Raw genomic sequence first — 23,535 nt, 5'->3', positions numbered from 1 at the left:
TTGGTGCAGTTGCCTGCATTGCATAGGTTGGATAAAAATGTGCGTGCGATTATGCACTGACATGAATATGATGATGCCGGTGCATAATGACTACGTTAACAATTATAAACCTTAATCCATCCATAAACAAGCTAAATGGTTATTTTTACTGTCTGCATATCAGCCTCCAGACTTCTGTCTGCGGGAGAGCACTTCCTCGACTCCCCTGATTATGTCCAGGTCTGAAGCGTTTTCAAAATCCATGGTGCTTATGAGCTTCATAAGTGCTTCCTTCTTCCTCAGGGATTCGATTCCCTTCTCCACATCCACCTTTTCGATTTCAATTTCAGTGTATGCCGGAAGCTTGACGTAATGCTTGAGCGGGACAATATCTCCATTCTTCGCGACCTTCACGTTGTAATCATCCCTTACCAGCAGGTCCTTGAGGGCATTGGCCGCCTTTTCGTCTCCATGGACCAGGAATGTCTGAAGGGGTCTCTTTTTGAAAGCGGATACCCATTCATGCAGACCGTTCCTGTCAGCATGGCCTGAAAGCCCTGACAGGGAGTATATCCCTGCATTTACAGCGACATCCTCACCGAAAATCCTTACCATCTTCTCGCCGTCCTGGATCATCCTTCCCAAGGTGCCTTCAGCCTGGTAACCGACAAAGACCACTGAGCACTCCTTCCTCCACAGGTTATGCTTGAGATGATGCTTTATCCTTCCAGCTTCTGCCATTCCAGATGCGCTGATTATGACGCAGCCCTTCGGCGTATTGTTCAGTATCCTCGAATCCTCTACGGACTCAGTGAAATGAAGGTTCTTGAAGTCAAGGACGTCATCTCCCATCCTGTACCTTTCCTGTGTATCCTCATCGAAGTACCTTTTGTTTTTCCTGAATATCTCTGTGGATTTCGTTGCAAGAGGTGAATCGACATAGACTGAAATACCGCGGTTTAGCTCACCCTTCTCCATGAACTCATTCAGAATGTATATTATCTCCTGTGTCCTTCCTACTGCGAAGGCAGGTATTATTACATTTCCGCCCTTCTTGTAGGTGCTGTTGATGATGTCGATGAGCTGACGGAACTCAGACCTTGACTCAACATGGAGCCTGTTGCCGTAGGTAGATTCAAGGATCAGGTATTCGCAGCCGTCTATCAAAGCCGGGTCCTTCATGAGAGGTATTCCCTTGTTTCCAAGGTCTCCGGAATATACCAGCTTTACCTCCTTGTCTTCCTCCTTCATGAAGACCTCCACAATCGCCGCTCCAAGTATGTGTCCCGCTTCCCTGAACCTCACCCTGAACCCTTCAAAGAGTGTGAGCTCCTCATCGAAGTCAAGCTCCTCGAAAAGTGTGAGTGAATCCTCAGCATCCTCAGCAGTATAAAGCGGCTCTATCCTGTCCTTCCCCTGCCTTTCCCTCTTCTTGTTGTCCCATTCGGCCTCCTGCTCCTGTATGTAGCCCGAATCTAGAAGCATGATCGAACAAAGGTCAAAGGTTGGCGGTGTGGTTATTATCCTGCCCCGGAAGCCCCTCTTGTACAGAAGGGGTATCCTTCCGCTGTGGTCTATATGGGCGTGTGAAAGGATAAGATAGTCTATGGACGAAGGGATGAAAGTAAACACGTCATTGCCCCTGTCCTTGTCATCCTTGCCCTGATAAAGCCCGCAATCGAGTAGTATGCGCTTGTCCTTCACCCTGAGCAGGTGGCTTGATCCTGTTACGCAGCCTGCTGCGCCTGAAAACTCTATTCTCATCTGATCACCTCAACTTAATTGTACAGCCTGGAGCGCAAGGATTATGTAAACAATTGGTGAAAATGGAAAATCCGCACCTGGCTTTCTGCGTCCGATGCGGATTACTCGTTCTAATATGACTTCCTAAAGCTCTTCTCCATTGCTTTCAATTACTCTCCTGTACCAATGGAAGGAATCCTTCCTTACACGCCTCAAATCCTTAAGGTCAGTCTCCTCCCTGTTGATGTATACGAAACCGTACCTCTTCTGGTAACCATTGAGCCATGAAAGAAGGTCAGTGAAGGACCAGGTACAGTAGCCCAGGAGCTCGACACCGTCTGTTACAGCTTCCCTGCAGGCAAGTATGTGTGCCTTAAGGTAACCTATCCTGTAGTCATCATGGACCTTGTCGTCACCAGTCAGCTTGTCATATTCACCAAGCCCGTTCTCAGTTATAAGTACAGGAAGGTTGTATCTTCCTGTTATTCTCCTAAGTGCAACCCTAAGTCCTTCCGGGTCGATGGTCCAGTCCCAGTTGGTCCTCTCCAGGTAATCATTGGCTGAAGTCCTGTATACTCCGGGGATTCCAGTGGACTTTGAGGTCCCCTTCTCTCCCGTCGTGTTCATCTCAAGCTTTTCGCCGACTCCGTCCAGGGGGTTCGCCTCATAGGTGGTTGTCTGGTAATAGTTGAGTCCCATGAAATCAGGCTTCCCTTCCCTGAAAAGCTCCAGGTCCCCTGGAAGAACCTCGGGAGCTATGCCCTGTGACCTGTACAGGTCCATTGCGGCTTTTGGATATGTACCCCACGCATAGACGTCCATCCACCAGTGGGAAAGGATCTCCTCTGCATCCTCGGAAGCGAGGATATCTTCAGGTTTGCTTGTCCTGGGGTAGGCTGGAGAATACGCGAAGCTCGGACCGATCTTCCCGTTAGGGACAAGCTCCCTGAACGACCTTATCGCCCTTGCGTTAGCGAGGAATGCGTTGTGGTTGGCCTGGAGCATCCTCTTCTTGTCCTTCACTCCGGGTGGATGCATTCCTGTCATATAGCCGAAGCCGATGAAAATATTCTGCTCGTTCAGCGAAACCCAGTACCTGACCCTGTCTCCGAAGCTCCTGAAGCATATCCTCGCATATTCATCGAAGTCGTCAGCTATCCTTCTTGACTCGAAGCCGCCGTATTCATCGAGGAGCGCCTGCGGAAGGTCCCAATGGTAGAGGGTTATCACCGGCTCGATGCCTTTACTGAGAAGCTCGTCGATAAGGTCGCTGTAGAACCTTATGCCAGCCTCATTGACCTTCCCCCTTCCCTCAGGAAGGATCCTTGCCCAGGCTATCGAGAACCTGTATGCCTTAAGTCCCATTTCAGCCATCAGAGCCACATCTTCCTTGTACCTGTTGTAATGGTCAGCAGCAACGTCTCCATTGGAGTCCTTGAAGGTCGTTCCTGGCAGCTTCGCATAGATATCCCAGACCGACAGTCCCTTTCCGTCACTATCCCATGCACCCTCCACCTGGTAGGCAGCTGATGCGCTTCCCCAAAGGAAGTGTTCCGGAAACGGCTTGAGTTCTTCATGAAACATTTTGCACCTTCCTTTCATAAGCACTAGAATCAGGAATAAAAGATGAAGTGATTTTCTATGCCTTCGAGTATTTCTCGATAAGCTCGACAGCGAGGTCGGTACCGTTGACAGCCTTGTCGAGAGACATCGAGTTTCTATAGGTGTCTCTCTTCCTGTAGAGCTCGTTCAGGCTCAATAAGAGAGTATCGCTTGTCAGGTCCTCTTCCTTGAGGACCATGGAGTAGCCCTTTGACCTGAAGCTCTCCGCATTCTGCAGCTGGTCTCCCCTGCTTGATGCCAGGGGAAGGGGGATAAGAAGGTTTGGCTTCCTCAATGCAAGGAATTCAAATATCGAGTTTGAGCCTGCCCTTGAGACTACCAGATCGGACATGGCAAGCACATCCTTCATCTCTTGCCTCAGATACTCAAACTGGCGATACCCTTCGGCTCCATCAAGCCTGCTGTCAAGGTTCCCCTTGCCGCAGAGGTGGATCACGTCGAACTGGCCTGTTATCCTCTGAAGTATGCCCCTGACAGCCTGGTTTATCTTGACTGACCCAATGCTGCCCCCCATGACCAGGATCACAGGCTTGACACCGGTGAACCCTGTAAGCTCCATTGCCTTGACGCTGTCTCCCTGGAACAGCTCCTCCCTTATTATGCTTCCGGCAAGTATACCCTTTTCTCCGGTATGCTTAAGGGTCTCTGGGAATGTTACGAGGAGCTTGTCGCAGAATCTCATTGAGATCCTGTTTGCAAGTCCCGGAGTCATGTCTGACTCGTGGGAAAGCACAGGGATCTTGAGGATGCTTGCGGCTATTACCACAGGCACGCTTACGAAGCCGCCCTTTGAGAATACGATGGACGGCTTTTCCTTCCTGAGGACTGAAAGCGCATCGAATATACCCTTCACAACCTTGAAGGGGTCGGTAATGTTCTTCAGGTCGATGTATCTCCTGAGCTTGCCTGAAGAAATCGCATGATACCGTATTCCCTCCTTCTCGATTATGGTGCGCTCTATGCCATCCTTTGAGCCTATGTATGCAATTTCATATTGAAGCTTCCTAAGCTTCGGCATCAGGGCGAGGTTGGGATTGACGTGTCCCGCGGTGCCTCCGCCTGTCATTATTATCTTCTTCAAATCAAACACCTTTCCGGACCATTGTCCTATAAAATATCTCAAGTACATTATAGCGTGAATTGAGGTCAACGGCTCGGAATCTTTTGCCCCTGATTACCGGTTTCTGCTATAATCATTGGTGAACCAAGGTTCCAATAATTTCGAGGAGTGTGTTTTATGATAGATTTGAGGATTGCTGAAGGAAGGCCCTCTGAGACTTGAGCCCCGGATCCGTACAAGGGGTCTTCGTTGAACTGCAGATATCCGGGGTAATCTTAATATAAGGAGACCACAGGAAATTTGAATAACGAAATAATTCCAGTATCAAGGAAAGTAGAGGCAGAATCGCTTTTCCCCGGCTCATACGCAGGAAGGATAGCTGAGGAGGAAAAGGAGCTTTACACAGTAATAACATCTAGAGGAACGATGCTTGCTTCAGTCACAGGAAAGATGATGCAGTCAGCGTCTTCTAGGGAGGACTACCCTGCTGTCGGCGACTATGTTGCTCTCGACAGGGAGGATGACAGAGCGGGCTTCGGAAGGATCATGGGCGTTCTCGAAAGAACCTCATGCATAAGAAGAAAAGCAGCAGGTGATACTACTGACATACAGGTGATCGCGGCAAACGTAGATATGCTGTTCCTTACCATGGCACTAAATCAGGATTTCAACATAAGGAGACTTGAAAGGTACATTGCCGTAGCTAAGGAGTCAGGAAGCGAATCAGCGGTCTTGCTTACAAAGCTGGACATTGCTGAAGGCCTTTATGAAAAACTCGAGGAGGTAAGGAAAGCAGCCTCCGGAGGAAGGATCATACTTCTAAGCAACATAACAGGTGAAGGCGTAGATGAAGTGAGGAAACTGCTTTCAGCAGGAATCACCGCTGCCTTCATCGGGTCATCAGGAATAGGGAAATCAAGTGTCATAAACTCACTTCTGGGAGATGAAGCACTTGCAACAGGCGGGCTCAGGAAGGGCGATGGTAAAGGAAGACATACGACTACCCACAGGGAGCTTATTATCCTTCCATCAGGCGGAATGGTGATTGATACACCTGGTATGAGGGAGCTTCATCTTCTCGATGACATTTCGGGGGTCGATGAGGCATTCTCTGATATACTTTCACTTTCTTCCGGCTGCAGATTCAAGGACTGCTCGCACAGGACCGAGCCTGGCTGCAGGGTGCAGCAAGCACTTGCAGACGGAACCCTCGACAGGAAAAGGCTTGAGAGCTACGAAAAGCTCCAGAAGGAAGCAAGGCACATGGCATCAGCCATGGATGACAGGGTCCGGAGGGAGAAGAAGGCGGAAAACAAGAAGCTGGGTAAGCTGATAAAGGAAATCAAGAAGGACAGAAGAAAGATTTAGATGTTTTGGAAGGCTCCGGCCTTCCTTTTCCAATTCAGACAATAATTCAGCTTCAGGACCGATAAAATTTAACACAATGTATGTAAGGCTTGCCTAAAGCTTTGCTATAATATTCCTACAGGCAAAACGAGGTGATTTTATTGAAATTCTTAGAGGCATCCACCATATCTGAAGACCGTTTCAGGGAATATCTGGCAGAATGGCATGCTGGAAATGAGAAGATAGTTCCAATGTCGACTGATATAGCGGACAAGAGCTTCAGCAAATGGCGGGAGGAAACTATCGCCTTCCGCGATGAGAAGACCGTACCTGAATGGTTTGTCCGTTCTGAGACCTTCTTCCTTTGCGAGGACAACGGCTATATCCTGGGTGCGGCAAACATAAGGTACGCACTAAATGACAATCTTATGAAGTCAGGCGGACATATCGGCTATGGAATAAGGCCATCGGAAAGAAGCAAGGGCTATGCGTTCATAATCCTAAAGCTTGCACTTGACAAGCTGGCATCAAACGGAGTCAAGAAGGCCCTTCTTACTGTATCAAGATACAACAGGGATTCAAAGAATGTCATAAAGAAGGCACACGGCGTCCTTGAAAACAGCTTTGAGAAGGACGGGGATGTCATAGAGAGGTATTGGATAACACTCTAGACAATCCATTTATCCATGCATGGATACAAACTGAACTTACCACCTGAAAAGGTAAAGGCAGGCCCGGCGGCCTGCCTTTCTCATTGGAATTCCATTCTAAAGGAGCTTGTTGATTACAACGCTTGAGGTGCTTTCCCTGTTCTTCGAGGATTCCTTGTAGTTTCTCCTGAAGTACTCCACGTACAGGACATCAAGAAGGTACAGCTGGGCAAGCTTCGCTGACAGCGAACCTCCCTGGAGAGGACCTTCTTTTGCTCCGCACAGGAGCGTGATGTCAGCATAGGTAGTCAAGGGTGACTTCGAATACCTTGTTATCGCAATTACCTTGGCCCCTTTCCTCTTGGCGGTCTTGGCAAGGTCTATGGTATCCTTTGTCGAGCCTGAATACGAGATTATGATGGCCACATCCTTCTTTGTCAGAAGGGATGCGGATATTACCTGAAGATGTGAGTCAAGTGAACACTCCGTCTTGGGGGTTATCCTCATGAACTTTATCTTTCCCTCCATGGCTGTCATGAGTGAAGCACCCACTCCGTAGAAGTGTATGCTTTCAGCCTTTGTGAGATAGTCTATGCAGGCCGATATATCCTCCTCCTTGATCAGCTTCCTCGTTTCATTGAGTGCGTTGATGTTGGAATTAAGGATCTTTGTTGAAACCTCGTCTATTCCGTCTTCTATAGTAATTTCATTTGAAAGCTGTGGAGTTATGTCTTCCATTGCAGAGCTGTGTGCAAGTGCGATCTTGAAATCCTGGTAGCCCTTGAAGTCCAGCGACCTGCAGAATCTGAATACGCTTGACTCCCCTACTCCGCACGCGTCGGCAAGATCGATTATCGACATGTATATGGCATCCTTGGTATTCCCTAGTATGTAGTCGGCAACCTTCTTTTCAGTATTGGTAAATGAATTGTATCTGGAATTGATAAGTGAAAAAACATCCACCTTGTTCATTTTTGTCCCCCTATGCCTCATGTTTATTATTCGATTTCGATTTTATCTTCTGGAAAAAATATCCTTCAGTTTCTATTTTAATCAAAATTCTACCTCATTACCATATTTATTTGCCTGTCAGTCAAAATTTGCAGCAGAATATGAGAATAGTTGTGAAAAACTGGAAAAACCGCAGAGAAGTTTTCTCTGCGGTACGGGATTATGCATCTATACTTTTCAGTCGTTGTACTTTATTCCCTTATAGAAGTTAGTGATAGTCTCTACAGCATATCCGAAGAAAGCAACGTAGACTATGAAGTCCCTGATCTTTTCTAACATCCCGGGGAGAAATCCGGTACCGTCGATCGACCTGAAGTACTCGAAAAATTGGGGATTGTAGATCGAGTAGTCACTAAATACCGTGAAGAAGCAGACTATCGATATGCTGGACATGATGAATGACACTATGGCTACCTTGAGGTTCCATCTGCCGTAGATGTACTTTACAATATCCCTCAGTATGCCGACGGCAAACATGATCACAAAAAGCCATGCGTAGCTTCTGATCTTTGTAAGGTCAAAAACCGGGATTACCGTAAGGCCTCCTGACTCACCTACATATGCTGCGAATACTCCAGGGAAAAGGAGTATGAGTCCAGTGAAGAGAGTAGTAAAGAATATGCTTACAGCAGATTCAACCCTGCTTATCTTCGACTCGTCCTTCGGTACCTTCTCAAGGCTTCTGGCACTGAATGGCTTCCCGTCATCAAGCACTCCCCCTTCACCGTATCGTTCGATAAGGAAGAAGATGATTGTGACATACGCAGCACCCTGCATGGAAGCGGATATCAGTGATGAGATGTAGCCGATTATGAACTCAAACGGTCCTTTTCCACCAGAAAGCAATGCCAGGCCGGTTGCGATCGAAATACCTATGAAAATGCAGAATATGACTATCTTCAGGACGAACAGGTAGCTTCCGAAATACCCTGGTCCTATGAGATACTTCTGGTCCATGTAGTTTTCAGCTAGCTTTTCAGGTCTCCCAAGCTCCTCTATGGCCTTAAGCACCTTCTCCTCTTCAGTACCTGGATCGTAGCCTTCTGCCATATCCATGATTATGCTTCTTATTTCCTTTCCGATTTCCTCCCTCTGCTTTTGGGGTAGCCTCCTTGTTACCGCATATACGTATCTTTCAATGTATTCCATCTCATTTCCCTCCTTCAATGAGCCTTTCCATAAGGTCTGCCATTGACCTCCATTCTTCCTGGAGGTCTCTAAGTATCCTCATTCCGTATTCAGTCAGCCTGTAATATTTCCTTGGCTTGCCGCTGTCAGTGTCCCACATCGATTCCAGAAGCCCCTGCTTCTCAAGTCTTCTCAGGAGCGGGTAAAGTGTTCCTGAATCTATCTTAAGTCCTATATCATCAAGCATCGTGTTCAGTGAGTACCCGTACTGCGGCTTGATGAGCTGGCTCAGGACACCAAGTACAAGGAATCCTCTCCGGAATTCTGAAACCAACCCGTCATACGTCTCGTCTCTCATTTCCATGTCCTCACCTCCTCAATTACATTATAGTGTGTGATGCACAGTATTGTAAATACGTTAGTATTAAAATTTGATTAATAATATGTTAATCATTTCGGATAACTTGAGAAACCTCCTCAGACACAGCGGCATCAAGCTTTTTTTGCAATTGGGCCTTAGTGTGATATAATGTCAATGCAATACAATTTAGGGAGGTGCGATATGAAGAAACACATCAGGACCTTGACACAGAGTACCCTTAAGAAAAGTGCTGCAAAAGGCGGTTGCGGAGAATGTCAGACTTCGTGCCAGTCGGCATGCAAGACATCCTGCACAGTAGCAAACCAGGAGTGCGAGAGGGAAAGATAAAGCCCTTAAGGCTCCGGAAAAGGGTCTGGAGGATGCTTCAGTCCCTTTTTTTCATTTTCCGGGAAAGTGTATACATTCATTTTTTGGCATAGCCAATTCTGGGAGGAATAAAATTGGTACACAAATTCAAGATGAACGGACTCAACATAGCGCTTGATGTCAACGGCGGATCGGTGCATGTTGTTGATGATATAACTTATGAGGTCCTTGACCATTATCCGCTTATGAACAACGGGAAGCTCTCAATAGACGGGCTGTACGACCTTCTCCCCCACTACACTCAGGACGCCATAGACGGAGCGGTGGACGAGATCGAAGACCTCATAGATGAGGGTATGCTCTATACGGATGACGAATACATAAACCTTGATGCATTCAGGAACAGGAAGCAGGTAGTAAAGGCGCTCTGCCTTAACGTCGCCCATGACTGCAACCTGAAGTGCACCTACTGCTTCGCTTCACAGGGCGACTTCGGCGGTGCCAAGGAGCTCATGAGCTACGAGGTAGGCAAGAAATCACTTGATTTCCTTATAGCTAACTCCGGTTCAAGAAGGAACCTTGAAGTCGACTTCTTTGGCGGCGAACCTCTCATGAACTTCAATGTGGTCAAGAGGCTTGTTGAATACGGACATGAAGAGGCTGCAAAGCACGACAAGAACTTCAGGTTCACGATAACGACCAACGGAGTCCTGCTTGATGACAAGAAGATTGAGTACATCAACGAGCACATGGACAATGTGGTGCTTTCCATAGACGGAAGGAAGACAGTTAACGACAAGATGAGGCTCACCCTGAATGACAAGGGAAGCTACGACATCATAGTACCCAAGTACCAGAAGCTGGTAAGTTCAAGGAAGGACAAGAGCTACTACATAAGAGGCACGTTCACAAGGAACAACCTTGACTTCTCGAAGGACCTTGAACATTTCAAGGAACTGGGCTTCGTGCATACCTCAATGGAGCCTGTGGTTTCAGCTGATGGCAACCCTTTCGCAATACGGGAGGAAGACCTGCCGGAGATATTAAAGGAGTACGAGGACTTCGCAGTCAAGTATGCTGACATGAAGGTCTCAGGTGACCCGTTTGATTTCTTCCACTTCATAGTGGACCTTACACAGGGACCATGCGTGATCAAGAGGATCACAGGATGCGGAGCAGGAACCGAGTACCTCAGCATAACCCCTGACGGAAGCATATACCCCTGCCATCAGTTCGTAGGGAATGAGGATTACCTCATGGGTAACGTAATGGATGAAAACCTTGTCCTTCCGCAGGAGATGAGGGACTACTTCAGGGATAGCCACGTATATTCCAAGGATGACTGCAGGGATTGCTGGGCAAAGTTCTACTGCTCAGGCGGATGCCATGCGAATGCAATAAACTTCAACAATGACATTACCAAACCATACAAGGTGGGATGCGAGATGCAGAAGAAGAGACTCGAATGCGCGCTCATGATCGAGGCTAAGAGGATGCTTGAAGCGGACACTGAAGAAGAGAAGATGATGTTCCTATGATGGATATGGTTAAGGCCCCTTTATTAAAGGGGCAGGCCCCTTTATTAAAGGGGCTTCTCTCTTATCACGGGGAAAACAATGCCCTCTTCCATATGCCGGGACACAAAGGTGATCCTCACGGAATACTTACCTCCATTCTTGGAAATGTCATGAAGCTCGACGTAACCGAGGTACCCGGCACAGACAATCTCCATTACCCTGAGGGAATTCTAAGGGAGTCGATGGATCTCCTGACAAGGGCCATGCGCTCAGAAGAAAGCAGATACCTTGTCAACGGCAGCACAGGAGGGATCCTCGCCATGGTCATGGGGTGCTTCAGGCCAGGCGACAGGGTACTTGTTCAGAGGGACTGCCATCAGTCGGTATACAATGCAATAGCATTGTCAGGGATCCAACCTGTATTCATCGACCCTGGGATAAATGAAGAGTTCGGGATCCCAACGGCAATTGATACTGAAACTGTAGTCAAGGCAATGTCTTCCAATCCCGGACTTAGGGGATTTATACTCACATCCCCGAGCTATTTTGGCGTTTCGCCTGATCTTGATGGAATTTCAGATATCTGCAGAAGTAATGGAATGAAGCTCCTTGTAGACGAAGCCCACGGGTCACATTTCTATTTCGGCGAAGACCTGCCTGTGACCGCCATGGATTGCGGAGCTGCAGCATCAGTCTGCAGTTTCCATAAGACGCTGCCTTCACTTACCCAGGGCTCTGTAATAAACCTGGGGAAAGGTGCGCAGGAGGAGGACAAGGACCGTATAAGGCATTATCTCAGGGTCTTCCAGACATCAAGCCCGTCGTATGTGATCATGGCAAGCCTTGAAGCTGCAAGACTTGTGATGGAAACGGAAGGGTATGAGCTTCTCAAGTGTGTAAAGTCGATGATTGACAGTCTCTCTGAATCCATCAGGGATATCCCCGGAATCAGGCTGCTGAAAGAAGCAGACCTCAAGGGGCTTCGAAAGGACTATACACGTTTGGTGCTCAATACCCCGATTACCGGCAATCACCTTTCAGAAGTGCTAAGGCGGGATTATGGAATACAGGCAGAAATGGCTGCGGGCAACAACATAGTCTTCCTGGGGAGCTGCTTCGACGATGAAGGCATGTATCACAGGCTTAGAGACGCCATCATTGACCTTGACAGCAAAGGCATGTTCAGCAAGTCCCTGTCTGGCAGGAACAATTCAGGAACATCTAAGCTGCCATCACCGGTCACGATGATCCCTGAAAGGGAAGCGTTGTTTGAAAGCTGGGAAGTGATAGCTTTTGAACAGGCCGAGGGAAGGGTCTGCGCTGAAAGGATAACTCCCTACCCTCCAGGTGTCCCGGTACTCATGACGGGTGAACTGGTCTCAAGGGATGCCGTTGAGCATCTTATGAGGCTTGAAGGGTCTGGTGCAAATATCCTGAAGTCAAGGTCAGGCGGAAGAGGAACTATCGCAGTCATAAGCAGAAATGTAGAAAACAAGTAAAAGGGAACCGCATCGGTTCCCTTTTGCTTGTATCCGGATTTTTCAGTCTGATCCTTACTTGTCAGGTCTTCTTTTTCTGTAGTATATGCTGTTCTGAAGCCATCTCCCTACCCACCTGACAGTGACATATGAGACCAGAAGTCCAAGGACAATACCCCCAAGGATGTCTGTCAGGTAATGGACATTAAGGTAAACGCGGGAAATGCTTACATATGCCGCAAATGCAAGGAATGGCTTCCTGTACCTGTGTCCTGTGAAAAGGAACACTCCTGCGACAGCAAATGACATGGCTGTATGGCCTGAAGGGAAGGAATACGATTCTGGTCTCTTGATTATCACAGGCAGGCCGTATTCCATGAATGGCCTGACCCTCCCGATGGCATTCTTAAGTATCAGCTCACCGGAAATCCAGGTAATGAGGAAGGCTATGGAAACAAGCACGGCAGTCTTCCTCGTACCCGGCAATATGATAAGGACAGCGGTTATTGCAATCAGTATGTATAGTGCATAGACTGTAACAGGATTTCCGAAGAACAGGTCGAGGGCCTTTGAGTTCAGAAGCTTTGCTGCCTCAATACCTAAAGAGTCCATGTCATGGCCTGACAGACGTTACTTTACCTGTTTCGTCTATCCTTAATGTACCTTTTGAAATGCAGATGCTCTCTGCAGCCTTTACCTTTTCTGTCAGGGCCTGCGAGGTCCTCTGGAACCCAAATGCCCTTGCCACCTCCTTGGGAAGGTCCTCGGAAGGTATGGACACGTTCTTGTCTACCGTTTCCCTGAGTGCGGAAATGAATTCGGCCAGCGGTATTTCCTTTGCTTCCCTTGTCATCTCGCCTTCTCCCGTCCTGTAATGGTCTATTGTTTCCATCTGGTTCCTGTCCCTCCAGATGAACAGTTCGCCGCCCTCTTCCTCAACATGGTAACCGAGGTCGGTGACCAGGGCATCCATGATTGCAGTGTTCTTAGCCCCATTCCTGAGTCCGTAGGCAGCGAGGATCCGCCTGAACAGATAGACTGCCGCAACCGGAGCTTCAGTCTCGATTATACTTACAATGTCATCTTTTATCTTCCTCCTGTTCTTCGGCATCTGGAATTCCTCTGAAGAAAGGGATTTTCGAATGAGGTTTGCAGAAACATAGCTTCGTCCTGCACCTGTCTGCTTCTCAGTGGTGGAAGACCCGGTCAGGTCAAATGACATTATCTTCTGTTCAGCTGATGCCTTCCTGTCTGCCTTCGGCGAATTTCCTGCTGCAAGCTCACTGACAAGGTTGAGTATCCGTTCTGTTTCCTTTTCACTGTTCTCGTACCAGTCCATCGGATAGACCCTTGTTATGTTCCAGCCTAGCCCCATGAGGACCGAATCCTGCAATATGTCCCTGTCCCTCGCTGTCCTTGCCTCCCTGAAGGAATCACCGCCGCACCGTATTCCCAGTATGAAGTCATCTTTATTTTCAGGATGGACGATCCCAAGGTCAACCCGAAACCTGGACACACCTACATCAGTAACTGCCTCAAGACCTCTTTTTTCAAGCGAAGACATAAGGACTGCCTGGAGCCCGGCCCTTCCCCTTAGCCTTTCAGCCTCAGAGAATGGAAGCGCCTGACTTCCTCTCAGTGCATATTCGAGGAATGCCTTAAGGTCAATCACCCCTTTTGCTGTAGTCTTCGAAGGGTCGATCATCTCTGGGCGGATGCAGGTGAAAACCTTCATCTCAAACCTTGCCCTGGAAACTGCAACGTTAAGCCTTCTCCAGCCACCCTCCTGGTTCAGCGGGCCGAAATTCATGGTGAGCTTACCCTTTTCGTCAGGTCCGTAGCCTACTGAGAACAGTATGACATCCCTTTCGTCCCCCTGTACATTCTCAAGGTTCTTCACGAACACAGGCTCTTCGCTTTCTGCTGAAATGACCTCAAGCTCAGGATGCTCAGCAAATGCCTCATAAAGGAGGTCTTCTATAAGTGTCTGCTGCACTGAACTGAATGTGACTACTCCTATGCTTAGCTTCCTCAGCTCCATATCCGAAAGTCGTCTCATTATTTCAGCCACGACAGCCTCTGCTTCCTTCCGGTTCTGCTTGGAGCCACCCCTTTCATAGGAGCCCTCCACGTACTCGCAGGTTACCCTCGATACAAGTGCTCCGGGGGATGGATATGTGTAGAGCCTGTTCTCGTAGTAGTTCCTGTTGCTGAAGGCTATGAGGCTTTCATGCCTGCTCCTGTAATGCCACTGGAGATAGGATTCAGGCATTGAAAGGGCCAGACAGTCCTCAAGAATGTTGTCAAGGTCCTCCATCTCAAAGCTTTCCTCGTCATTGTTCTGGGTCATGAAGAAGCTCGTGGGCGGAAGCTGTTTCGGATCACCCACAACCACCACATTCCTGCCCCTGGCAATGGCCCCAACCGCTTCACTTGTAGGCATCTGGGATGCCTCGTCGAATACTATGAGGTCGAACAGCTCCTTTGATGGAGAAAGATACTGTGCAACTGAAATAGGGCTCATGAGCATGCAGGGGGAAAGCCTTGGCAGAAGGTTAGGTATGCTGTCAAAAAGCTTCCTTATGGAAATCCCTCTGCCACCGCTCCTTATCGCCCTCTGGAGGATCCCGACCTCAGAGGACTGAGATACCTCCCTCGTCATATCAGGCACCTTGGCAGCGAGCTTCGAATATATGTCTTTTTTCGAAAGTTCCTCATACTTGTCCCATGTTTCCCTGAAATATGTTATCTTGTCCCCTATCTGCCTTCCTGTATATCCTGACAGGACAGGCTCAAGGCTAAGAGCTGAATCAAGCGCTTCTGTATACAGCTGCCTCCTGAGGCTTCCCACCGCATCCCTGCCAAGTATGGCTGATGCCTCGAAGTCCCTTATCATCGCTCCGATACCTGATTCCTCAGCCCTTTCCTTCACCTGGTTATAGATAGTCCATTCCCTTAGGCTGTCAAGATTGTTCGAATATGTCGCTAGCCTGTCGCAGAGCCTCTGAAGCCAGTTTCCTTCCCCGGAAGGCATTTCATTGAGTTCGAGTGAAAGAAGCCTCTCGAGCTCAATGAATACCTCCCTGAACTCCTGCCACCTTTCACTGAATCTCACCAAGCTGCCCTCTGGAGACTCTGACCCTTCGCATATGGCCTTTCTTGCCTCTTCACCTGTGCCTGCGATGGCTGAAGCATCAAGGAATGAGGAAATGTCGGAAGAGAGTTCTTTAAGCTCTTCCGCTATGGTATCGATGCCTTTGGCGACATCACCGAGAAACCTGAGCCTGCCAAGCTTTTCCTCCAGCTCAGCTATGGATTTCCTGTATGCTGATACGGTCTTTAGCCTATCAACAGCGTTGCCGGCATTCAGGGATGCCGGATCCTTTGCGTTTGACCTTATTGTCCTCATGACTCTGCCCTCACCGATGAGCCTGCCCACGAACCATTTGGATTCTGCCATACCCAGTTCGGCGATCAGGCCTTCTGAATCGAAGTCCTGAAGGTCATGAAAGAATCTCGAAGCTTCATCCCGTTTGTCTTTTGCGGCTTCAAGGGCTGCAACCGCAGCATCCATTAGTGCCGGAACATCAGATAGCTCCTTGGATGCCAGAAGCCTGGAGTGTATCCTGTTCTTTATGGATATGTCAGTCATTCTTGCGATTGCAGCAGTTTTTCTGTATGTGTCAGGTTCAATTCCCAATTCTGACGCATCAAGGAGTTCACCGGCAGAGGCTGCCTTTTCACTAACCCTAGGAACAAGGTCTGAAGCATCCCTCCTTACCGAAGGATTATATGCTGAAAGTCCGATTCCCTTGAGTGGAGCATCGCTGTAGTCACCGTTTTCTCTCGCTGCGGACTCCAGGTCCCTTGCGATAAGTATCAGCTTCTTTAGGTCTTCATTACCCAGGGTCTCGTAAGGCAGCCCTATCCTGGACATCGCCTTTTCATTGGTCAGTGTACCTAATTCTGATATCAGGTCGTATGCGGAAAGAGAGAAACCATGCTTCCTGTACATTGCCTTAACAATTTCATTGAGCTCTTCCCTTTCCCTTGAAACTTCTGAAGAAACCTTCAGGAATTCATCACTTGTCCTTCCGTTCCTGACTGAAATGGTCCTTGCAAGCTGGTCCAGCACGTCCCTCTTCTTCGCCTTGTTCGAGTGAAGCTCCAGGGAAAACGGATCAAGCCCTATCTTCTGCAGCCTCTTCTGGACGACTGACAATGCAGCCATCTTTTCCGCAACGAACAGGACCCTCTTACCGTCAGAAAGGGCGTTAGCAATGATATTGGTTATGGTCTGTGATTTACCTGTGCCTGGAGGTCCGTGCAGGACGAAGGACCTGCCTTCAGCAGCTGCCTTGACTGCAAGCATCTGTGACGCATCTGCGCTTACAGGGAACATCAGGTCAGAAGGGTCTACCACGTCATCAAGGAGTTCGTTCTCAATTTCTATCCCTTCAGGGACAAACTGAAGGCTTCCTTCCATGAGTGACCTGACTATCCTGTTTTTACCAAGCTCTTCGCCATGGTTCTTCAGGTCGTTCCACATTATGAATTTCCTGAATGAGAATATACCGATATGTGAGTCTTCAACAACATCCCAGCGCTTTTCATTCATTATCGCAGAACGGACAATGCTGAATATCCTGGTAAGGTCACAGCCGCTGCCATCATCAGGAATCGGGTCAAGCCCCTGGAGGTTTATTGAAAAGTCCTTGCTAAGAAGCTCAGAGAGAGTAATGTTGAATACCGCATCCTCTTCCCTTGCCTTAAGGACATATCCCTTCTTTCCAAGCTTCCTCTGGAGGTCCACTGGAACGAGCACGAGAGGAGCATACCTCTCCTTCTGGCTTGCAGGGCTTTCGTACCACTTGAGCCTGCCAAGGACAAGAAAAAGGCTGTTTGCTCCGGATTCCTCGATAGCTGTCCTTGCCGTCCTGAAAAGGCTTGCAAGCCTGTCAGGAAGATCCTCCTCTGAAAGGAGTGTCCTGAGCTTGCCCTGCCTGAATTCAGAGTCTATGAGATCCTTCATGGCAGGAGTGAGGGTCAGTCTGTCAATACCTTCATTCTCCAGGTCATCAGGCTTCTTGAGTATCTGGAATTCCTTCCCGCTGAAGAGCTCATTTTCAAGTGAAGTAAGGTCAGCAGACAGCAGCGCTACCCCCGATTTCCCCTGTCTGTAGTTCAGAAGGTTATTCCGAAGTGACAGGTCAAGAAGCTTCCTCTCCCACTTTTCCCTGCGGGTCTGTACCTTCTGTGAGGCTTTCTCATCAATCCGTATGACATTGATCAGGTTTGGGTCTACCATTGCCCTTTCCTTGAGTGTCGTCTCCCTCTCAGTGACAGCGCCGTCAGCTGAAAAAACCTGGGGAATAGGCTTTATACCTCCTGCTCGTGACCTTGCGATATCAACGGACAGTATGAACCTGCCCTTCTCCGAGAGCCTATTCTGGCCTGTCCTCACAGCTTCGCTGAAATCCATGGGGCTGCCCTGGCGGATCCCTGTAGCTTCAATGACCGCAAGCTGATTCACACCATTAGCGGTCCTCTTGGTGAGAGCCGCCACGTCCTCCTGGACCGGGTCCGGGAAGAATTCTTCTCCAAGCCAAAGTCCGGTCATGGCATGACCTTCGGTGAAGACCACCAGAGGATTCAGTGAAACAGCCTCAAGGCACGATGAATAGAGGAGTGCCAGGTCAAGGCACGTGCCTATCTTCTCTGTCAGGACCGCGTCTGAAAGCCTTACCCTCTGACCCTCGGTCTCGAAGCTTGCAGGAGGACCTGCATAGACTATCTGGAGCTCCTTGAGCGCACCGTAGATTGCAGCAGCCTGTTCGAGCACCCTTTCAGGATTCTTTGACTGGTAGCCTTCGAATGAGGGCTCCTTGCCGCTTTCCTTAAGGATATCCGATGCCCTGACAATGACCTTGTCAATTGCCGGGTGGTTGGGTGTGGCAAAGGCTGCCGTTAGTTCAGGCATCACTCCAAGCCCCGGCCACTGGTTGAACGGAAGCATCTGTATGGTAACTGAGGCTTCGGCAAGCTTTTCCTCACCCTTCATGAGACTTGACTCAATAGTCCTTGTTACCCTCTCAGTAACTGAAAATATCTTCCTTATGTCCATTTCAATGATCGGGGTGCCAAGGTCAATTTCCCTGTCATTTGGAAGGAAGGGAATCTCCTTGACGTACTCCTTGGCAAAATCGTCCTGGAATGAAATGGTAAGGACGGTTTCCTCAATGTCCGTACCGGTACTGTTCTTTACGGTCATGCCCCTGACAAGGGGGAATCCGTTCTCTGCCATGGCATAGTTTACTGCAGCATTTGCTTCAAGCTTTAGAAATATTGATCCTTGTTCATCCATGTGAAAGCCTCCGGAAATTCATAATTCAAATATTAGCACGCATATATCTTGATAAACCTTGATTATCCATATCCCATATGTTATTAATTAATTATAGCATACAAACGTTTACTGTTGTTCTTGGCAGCGCGACAAGGCGGCAACAACCGCTCACCACGGGAGGTGTAAAATGGCAAATCTCAAGTACATCGAAGGAGTAGGAGAAGGTTATGCTGAAAAGCTTCAGGAAGCTGGAATCAAGAATGTAGATTCACTTCTTGCTGCAGGAGACACAAAGGCAAAGAGGAAGAAACTGGCTGAAACGACCGGTATCTCTGAGAAGCTGATCCTGAAGTTCATAAACCGTTCGGACCTCATGAGGATCAAAGGAGTCGGATCGGAGTATTCAGACCTTCTGGAGCTTGCCGGAGTGGATACCGTACCGGAGCTTTCAAAGAGAAAGCCTGACAACCTGTTTGCCAAAATGGTTGAAGTCAACGCAGAGAAGAAGCTTGTAAGGAAGCTTCCTACCGAGAAGCAGGTCGCTGACTGGGTTGAGCAGGCAAAGGCCCTTCCAAGGCTCATAAACTATTAGGATCATATGGCATTCCATCAAGAAGGAGGAAGTTCTTAGCTTCCTCCTTCTACTCGTTTACAGTCAGTCTTGCATAGTGCTGGAGTACACGCATGGCGCGCATGGGGTTCCACCTTCCTGCCTTTCCTTCCTCCATCCTGAAATGAAGTTCTCCTGAAATGGTCTTCCCCTTTAGAAGGGTTCCATCCTTTGTCCTCAATTTCTCAATTATCAGAAGGGCGTCCTCCATCCTGCTGTCAAAAGGAATACCGACATCCGCAAAGTACCATAGGGCCTTCAGTATGTCATACTTCCATCTCGGAGGATAAGCAGGCTGGATGAAGTTCTCATTCATAACATCTCCAGTTGTTGATGACCTGAACAGATGATGAGACAGAAGGAACTCCTCCGCTGTCCTCTTCATCCTCATGATGTCCTCGATCCTGTAGGTATATCCGTACCTGATAAGGCTCAGGAAGCCCTCAAGAACCGACAGCGTCGTATGAACGGAGCTGTGGGTTGACTTATCCTGGCAGTTGAAGCCGCCGTCCGGGAGCACCTGCGAAGATAGAAGGTCGACAATGGTTTTGACTGGTTCATCCTCCATATGGAAGTAAGCACCGTAGTTCAGGAACATGCCGTTGACGCACACGTCGCTATGCTTGCTTCCCCTGGTACCTGTTACTCCCCCGTCCCCTGCCCTGCAGTTCTTTGTGATATCCCGGACTGACATGACCAGAGACTCAGTTTCCCTTGGGATTTCAAGGTACCTTAGGTCAAGTAGTGAATAATGCGTCGATGTCCATTTGTGGGCATAGAAGCCCTTGCCGAAGCTAAGGTCCTCATTCTGCGCATCAAGGTACATCCTGCCCCATCCGCTCTTTGAAATTGATTGCCTGAGCCCTGAAAGCTCCGCTTCTGTCTCACCCAGCAGATACTTCCTGGTCTGGTACTGTATTGATGGGTCACCTTCCAGAAGAAAGGAAATCACTTCAAAATCGTTCATCAGATCACCTCCAAACCTTCCTTACCTACAATTATACAGCATCAGGATACGGTTTCATCTGTCCCCGATTATTTCCCTGTTTGGAACGAATTTGTAATTAATTCATGAACAGCCTGCCATATACTGAGAATAGATACAGGAACACAAATACCGATATACCTAAAATCGCTCAAAGGAGCTGATCGAAATGTTAAGGAACAGGAAACGAATAATCACATCAACTGTAGCTGCCATTGCACTGATCTTTGTCACGGTGCTTGGCTATAACCTATCAAAGGGATATTTCGGCTCTGAAAAGAGCGATGGAGGAACCTCATCGCCTGGTGTCGTAAACCCTCAACTCCCTTCCACTCCAAACTATGATACCGGAAACAAGGGAAGCGAGTCCCCTTCAGTGATCGTTGACCAGGACAAGACCATAGGCACTTATTACTTCAACATGGAGACAAAGCAATTCGAGAAGGTTTCAAATGAACTTAACATGCTGGTAACCAGGTACAACGGTTATGTCGAGAACTCCAACGTTTACTACGGCGGCTATTACGACGGAAAGAAGCTGAGGACCGGCCAGTTCACCTTCAGGATCCCAAAGGCCCAGGTGCTGGCATACAACGCCGAGCTCAAGCTCCTTGGAAACGTGGTATCTGAGACTTCGAGCAAGACCAATGTATCAAAGACATATACTGATACTGAATCAAGGCTCAATGCACTCAAGATAAAGGAAGAAAGGATGCTGGCACTCTATGAGAAGGCCGAAAGGATCGAAGACATAATCGCAATAGAAAACCAGCTGAGCTCCATATTCTATGAGAAGGAGCAGCTTACCCTTTACCTCAAGGACCTTGATGACAGGATAGACTACAGCTACGTTACAGTCCAGCTTCAGGAAGTAGAGAAGCTTACCACCGAAGAGACTGTTGAGACAACCTTTGCAGAAAGGCTGGCAGCCGCATTCAAGGATTCCATATACTTCTTCACTTCGGCAGTCCAGAACTTCGTTATCTGGCTTGTGCTTGCACTTCCATACATACTGATCGCTGCGGTCGCTCTCTTCATAGGCCTTAAGGTCTACAGGGGAAGACGCAAGGAAAAAGCAGTTCCGCCTGAAAAGAAAAATGACTGATTAGGGCTGAAAGAGGATCCGGAGTAATCCGGGTCCTTATATTTTGAGGTTTTTCAGGGAAATAATACATTGATTATCCATATGTAAAAAATGAATCCTTGCTATCTGCACTCCTGACAACATTTACATCACCCGCATATACCTCCTTTTTCCATACATTCTTTCAATCCGGTTCAAAAACTGTTATATTGTAATGTATCGGACTTGACGCACATGTAATGCAAAAGGAGGAAAAATGAAGATAATAAAGGAAATGTCCCTGATCCTTGGGATATATTTCATGGGTGAAGTAATAAAGGTCTTGACCGGGCTTCCCATACCAGGAAACATAATCGGTTTTGTGCTGCTTCTGGCGCTGCTTCTTATGAAGTTACTTAAGGTGTCCCAGGTGGAGTCAGTAACGACTTTCCTCCTTGAGAACCTAACCTTCTTCTTCATCCCCAGCGGGGTAGGTCTTCTGTCGTCATTCGGACTGCTCCAGGGGTCTGTCCTTAAGCTGATCCTTGTCTTAACCGTCACTACGTTCCTAACCATGGCGGTTGCAGGAATAACCACGCAGGCAGTGCTCAGGGCTGGCGCAAGGAGGAAGAAATGACAGAGAGACTTATTGCACTTACAAAGTCCCCTCTATTCGGACTTGCCATATCATTCCTGGCATACAGGATAGGTGTGCATGTGTTCAAGAGGGTAAGAAATCCCCTATTGAGTCCACTGGTTGTCTCGACAGCCGTTGTCATTGGTGTGCTTGTGGCACTGAAGATACCAGTTGAGAACTACAGCTCTGGCGGAGCCATGTTGAGCTTCATGCTGGGGCCTTCAGTTATCGTACTTGCCGTACCGCTTTACAGGAACTTCGGACTCCTGAAGAGCCACTACATTGCAATACTCTCAGGTATATTTGCAGGAACCCTTACAAGCATCACTAGCGTGCTTCTGCTGTCCAGAATGCTTGGAATAGACAGGGAAATCATCTTATCCATGATCCCCAAATCTGTCACTACCGCCATCGGAATTGAAATATCAAAAGAGCTTGGAGGCATAGTGCCGATTACTGTTGTTTCCATTTTCGTTACAGGTACCCTGGGAGCAATAATGGTGCCTCTGGTGATGAAGGCGGCAAGGCTCAGGGACCCTGTCGCAAAGGGCGTTGCCATAGGAACTGCAGCCCATGCTCTTGGAACCGCAAAGGCAGTTGAGATTGGAGAGACAGAGGGTGCGATGAGCGGCCTCTCCATTGGAATCGCCGGGCTCATGACAGTAGTGATTGCCCCGATACTTCTTGCTTTCTCGGGAATATGATTTGATTGGAAGTGTAATATGTTGATTGGTGAAATAGCAGCTCTTGGAACCGCGTTCTGCTGGGTGGTGTCATCCACATCCTTCGAATATTCGGGAAAACGAGTTGGAACCCTCGTGCTTAACCTGATGAGGCTAATAGTAGCATTCCTTATAATTACTGTCATCAACTTCTTCCTGACAGATGGCTTCAGGAACACAGGACTTACGACGGGTGGCATAGGATATTTGATGATATCAGGGATAATCGGGTTCGTGCTTGGAGACCTGTTCCTGTTTCAGGCTTACATAGAGATCGGCGCAAGGATATCCCTCCTCATAATGTCCATGGCTCCACCGCTCACTGCGGTAATGGGATACCTCATACTTGGAGAGACCCTTACAGCCATGCAGATGGCCGGTATGGCAGTCACCCTTTCAGGCATCGCGCTGGTCGTGCTTGGCAAGGAAAAGGGAAGCAACCGCGTAGTCATAAGGCATCCCGTCAAAGGCCTTACCTTCGCCTTCCTGGGAGCATTCGGACAGGGACTCGGCATGATATTCTCAAAGCTTGGTGTGAAGGACCTGAATCCCTTTGTGGCAACTGAAGTAAGGATCCTAACAGGGATAATATGCTTTGCGGGAATAATAACCTTTACGCGCAACTGGGGCAATTTCAACTCTGCCCTGAAGGACAGGAAGACCATGACAGGAATCTCGATAGGTTCGCTGATCGGTCCTGTCGTAGGAGTATCGCTGTCCCTTCTGGCTGTAAAACATACAAGCACCGGTGTAGCTTCAACACTTATGGGAGTAGTGCCTGTGCTGATACTCCCTGTTTCCATCCTCTTCTTCAAGGAGAAGGTGGCTTTCAAGGAAGTGCTGGGTGCTGTTATCGGTGTTGCCGGCGTAGGTATAATGTTCCTCAGATAGATACTCAACGAATTGAACCCGAAGAGGAAGCAAAAATTATTGCTGCTTCTTCGGGTT

Annotated in this window: 19 protein-coding genes; 10 read left to right on the top strand and 9 right to left on the bottom strand. The window is 48.4% G+C overall.

The features are described from left to right. Positions 1-159: 159 nt before the first annotated feature. The 3 genes from T472_RS15725 to murG form a co-directional block, all read right to left on the bottom strand. Positions 160-1,743: an MBL fold metallo-hydrolase RNA specificity domain-containing protein gene (locus tag T472_RS15725; RefSeq protein WP_023388580.1), complete on the bottom strand. Its 1,584-nt coding sequence runs from the start codon at positions 1,741-1,743 to the stop codon at positions 160-162. 123 nt (positions 1,744-1,866) lie between these two features. Next, a complete protein-coding gene (locus T472_RS15720) occupies positions 1,867-3,306 on the bottom strand; it encodes a glycoside hydrolase family 1 protein (protein ID WP_023388581.1) in 1,440 nt (479 codons plus the stop codon). 55 nt (positions 3,307-3,361) lie between these two features. Then, positions 3,362-4,426, bottom strand: coding sequence for an undecaprenyldiphospho-muramoylpentapeptide beta-N-acetylglucosaminyltransferase (gene murG / locus T472_RS15715; RefSeq protein WP_023388582.1), 1,065 nt, complete (start codon positions 4,424-4,426; stop codon positions 3,362-3,364). A gap of 279 nt (positions 4,427-4,705) precedes the next feature. On the opposite strand from murG, the gene rsgA reads away from it, so the two are divergent. Together rsgA and T472_RS15705 are read left to right on the top strand one after the other, a co-directional pair. Beyond that, positions 4,706-5,773 (top strand): ribosome small subunit-dependent GTPase A, encoded by a 1,068-nt coding sequence (gene rsgA / locus T472_RS15710; RefSeq protein ID WP_023388583.1) that lies wholly within the window; start codon positions 4,706-4,708, stop codon positions 5,771-5,773. 140 nt (positions 5,774-5,913) lie between these two features. Continuing rightward, positions 5,914-6,423 carry a GNAT family N-acetyltransferase gene (locus tag T472_RS15705; protein WP_023388584.1) on the top strand — a complete coding sequence of 170 codons (510 nt, stop codon included), beginning with the start codon at positions 5,914-5,916 and terminating at the stop codon, positions 6,421-6,423. Positions 6,424-6,519: 96 nt separating this feature from the next. Here T472_RS15705 and T472_RS15700 read toward each other — a convergent pair whose 3' ends face one another. The 3 genes from T472_RS15700 to T472_RS15690 all read right to left on the bottom strand — a co-directional run bounded on the left by T472_RS15700 (position 6,520) and on the right by T472_RS15690 (position 8,905). After that, the gene (locus T472_RS15700; RefSeq protein WP_023388585.1) at positions 6,520-7,374 is read right to left on the bottom strand and encodes a MurR/RpiR family transcriptional regulator; all 855 of its coding nucleotides are present in this window, start codon (positions 7,372-7,374) and stop codon (positions 6,520-6,522) included. A gap of 216 nt (positions 7,375-7,590) precedes the next feature. Next, positions 7,591-8,562, bottom strand: a complete 972-nt coding sequence (locus T472_RS15695) for an HAAS signaling domain-containing protein (protein ID WP_023388586.1) — start codon at positions 8,560-8,562, stop codon at positions 7,591-7,593. A gap of 1 nt (position 8,563) precedes the next feature. Beyond that, positions 8,564-8,905, bottom strand: a complete 342-nt coding sequence (locus T472_RS15690) for a PadR family transcriptional regulator (RefSeq protein ID WP_023388587.1) — start codon at positions 8,903-8,905, stop codon at positions 8,564-8,566. Between the two features lie 198 nt (positions 8,906-9,103). Between T472_RS15690 and scfA the strand changes: the two genes are divergently transcribed. The 3 genes from scfA (at position 9,104) to T472_RS15675 (ending at position 12,245) form a co-directional block, all read left to right on the top strand. Then, a complete protein-coding gene (scfA, locus tag T472_RS15685) occupies positions 9,104-9,250 on the top strand; it encodes a six-cysteine ranthipeptide SCIFF (RefSeq protein WP_023388588.1) in 147 nt (48 codons plus the stop codon). 113 nt (positions 9,251-9,363) lie between these two features. Further along, on the top strand, positions 9,364-10,767 hold the full coding sequence (gene scfB / locus T472_RS15680) for a thioether cross-link-forming SCIFF peptide maturase (RefSeq protein ID WP_023388589.1): 1,404 nt from the start codon (positions 9,364-9,366) through the stop codon (positions 10,765-10,767). Further along, complete coding sequence (locus tag T472_RS15675; RefSeq protein ID WP_023388590.1) at positions 10,764-12,245, top strand: aminotransferase class I/II-fold pyridoxal phosphate-dependent enzyme; 1,482 nt, start codon at positions 10,764-10,766, stop codon at positions 12,243-12,245. The genes scfB and T472_RS15675 overlap by 4 nt, the downstream gene beginning before the upstream one ends. A gap of 54 nt (positions 12,246-12,299) precedes the next feature. On the opposite strand, the gene T472_RS15670 is transcribed toward T472_RS15675, so the two are convergent. Together T472_RS15670 and proA are read right to left on the bottom strand one after the other, a co-directional pair. Continuing rightward, complete coding sequence (locus T472_RS15670) at positions 12,300-12,836, bottom strand: phosphatase PAP2 family protein (protein ID WP_023388591.1); 537 nt, start codon at positions 12,834-12,836, stop codon at positions 12,300-12,302. 1 nt (position 12,837) lies between these two features. After that, complete coding sequence (gene proA / locus T472_RS15665) at positions 12,838-18,588, bottom strand: anti-phage protein ProA (RefSeq protein WP_023388592.1); 5,751 nt, start codon at positions 18,586-18,588, stop codon at positions 12,838-12,840. Positions 18,589-18,757: 169 nt separating this feature from the next. Here proA and T472_RS15660 point away from each other — a divergent pair, with 169 nt between their 5' ends. Further along, positions 18,758-19,162 carry a DUF4332 domain-containing protein gene (locus T472_RS15660; RefSeq protein WP_023388593.1) on the top strand — a complete coding sequence of 135 codons (405 nt, stop codon included), beginning with the start codon at positions 18,758-18,760 and terminating at the stop codon, positions 19,160-19,162. Positions 19,163-19,211: 49 nt separating this feature from the next. Here the strand turns inward: T472_RS15660 and T472_RS15655 are convergent, their stop codons facing one another. Then, a complete protein-coding gene (locus T472_RS15655; RefSeq protein ID WP_023388594.1) occupies positions 19,212-20,147 on the bottom strand; it encodes a hypothetical protein in 936 nt (311 codons plus the stop codon). Positions 20,148-20,334: 187 nt separating this feature from the next. Here T472_RS15655 and T472_RS15650 point away from each other — a divergent pair, with 187 nt between their 5' ends. The 4 genes from T472_RS15650 (at position 20,335) to T472_RS15635 (ending at position 23,478) form a co-directional block, all read left to right on the top strand. Beyond that, a complete protein-coding gene (locus tag T472_RS15650; RefSeq protein ID WP_023388595.1) occupies positions 20,335-21,270 on the top strand; it encodes a DUF4349 domain-containing protein in 936 nt (311 codons plus the stop codon). A 235-nt stretch (positions 21,271-21,505) separates the two neighbouring features. Continuing rightward, the gene (locus T472_RS15645) at positions 21,506-21,865 is read left to right on the top strand and encodes a CidA/LrgA family protein (protein ID WP_023388596.1); all 360 of its coding nucleotides are present in this window, start codon (positions 21,506-21,508) and stop codon (positions 21,863-21,865) included. Continuing rightward, positions 21,862-22,569, top strand: coding sequence for an LrgB family protein (locus T472_RS15640; protein ID WP_023388597.1), 708 nt, complete (start codon positions 21,862-21,864; stop codon positions 22,567-22,569). Before T472_RS15645 ends, T472_RS15640 begins: the two co-directional genes overlap by 4 nt. Positions 22,570-22,587: 18 nt before the next feature. Next, positions 22,588-23,478, top strand: coding sequence for a DMT family transporter (locus tag T472_RS15635; RefSeq protein WP_023388598.1), 891 nt, complete (start codon positions 22,588-22,590; stop codon positions 23,476-23,478). The last annotated feature ends 57 nt before the right edge of the window (positions 23,479-23,535 follow it).

The sequence above is a fragment of the Youngiibacter fragilis 232.1 genome, assembly GCF_000495435.3.
GTDB classification, from domain to species: domain Bacteria; phylum Bacillota; class Clostridia; order Clostridiales; family Clostridiaceae; genus Youngiibacter; species Youngiibacter fragilis.
The sequence above is the reverse complement of the archived record's forward strand: the minus strand, read 5'-3'. Positions and strand labels throughout refer to the sequence as shown.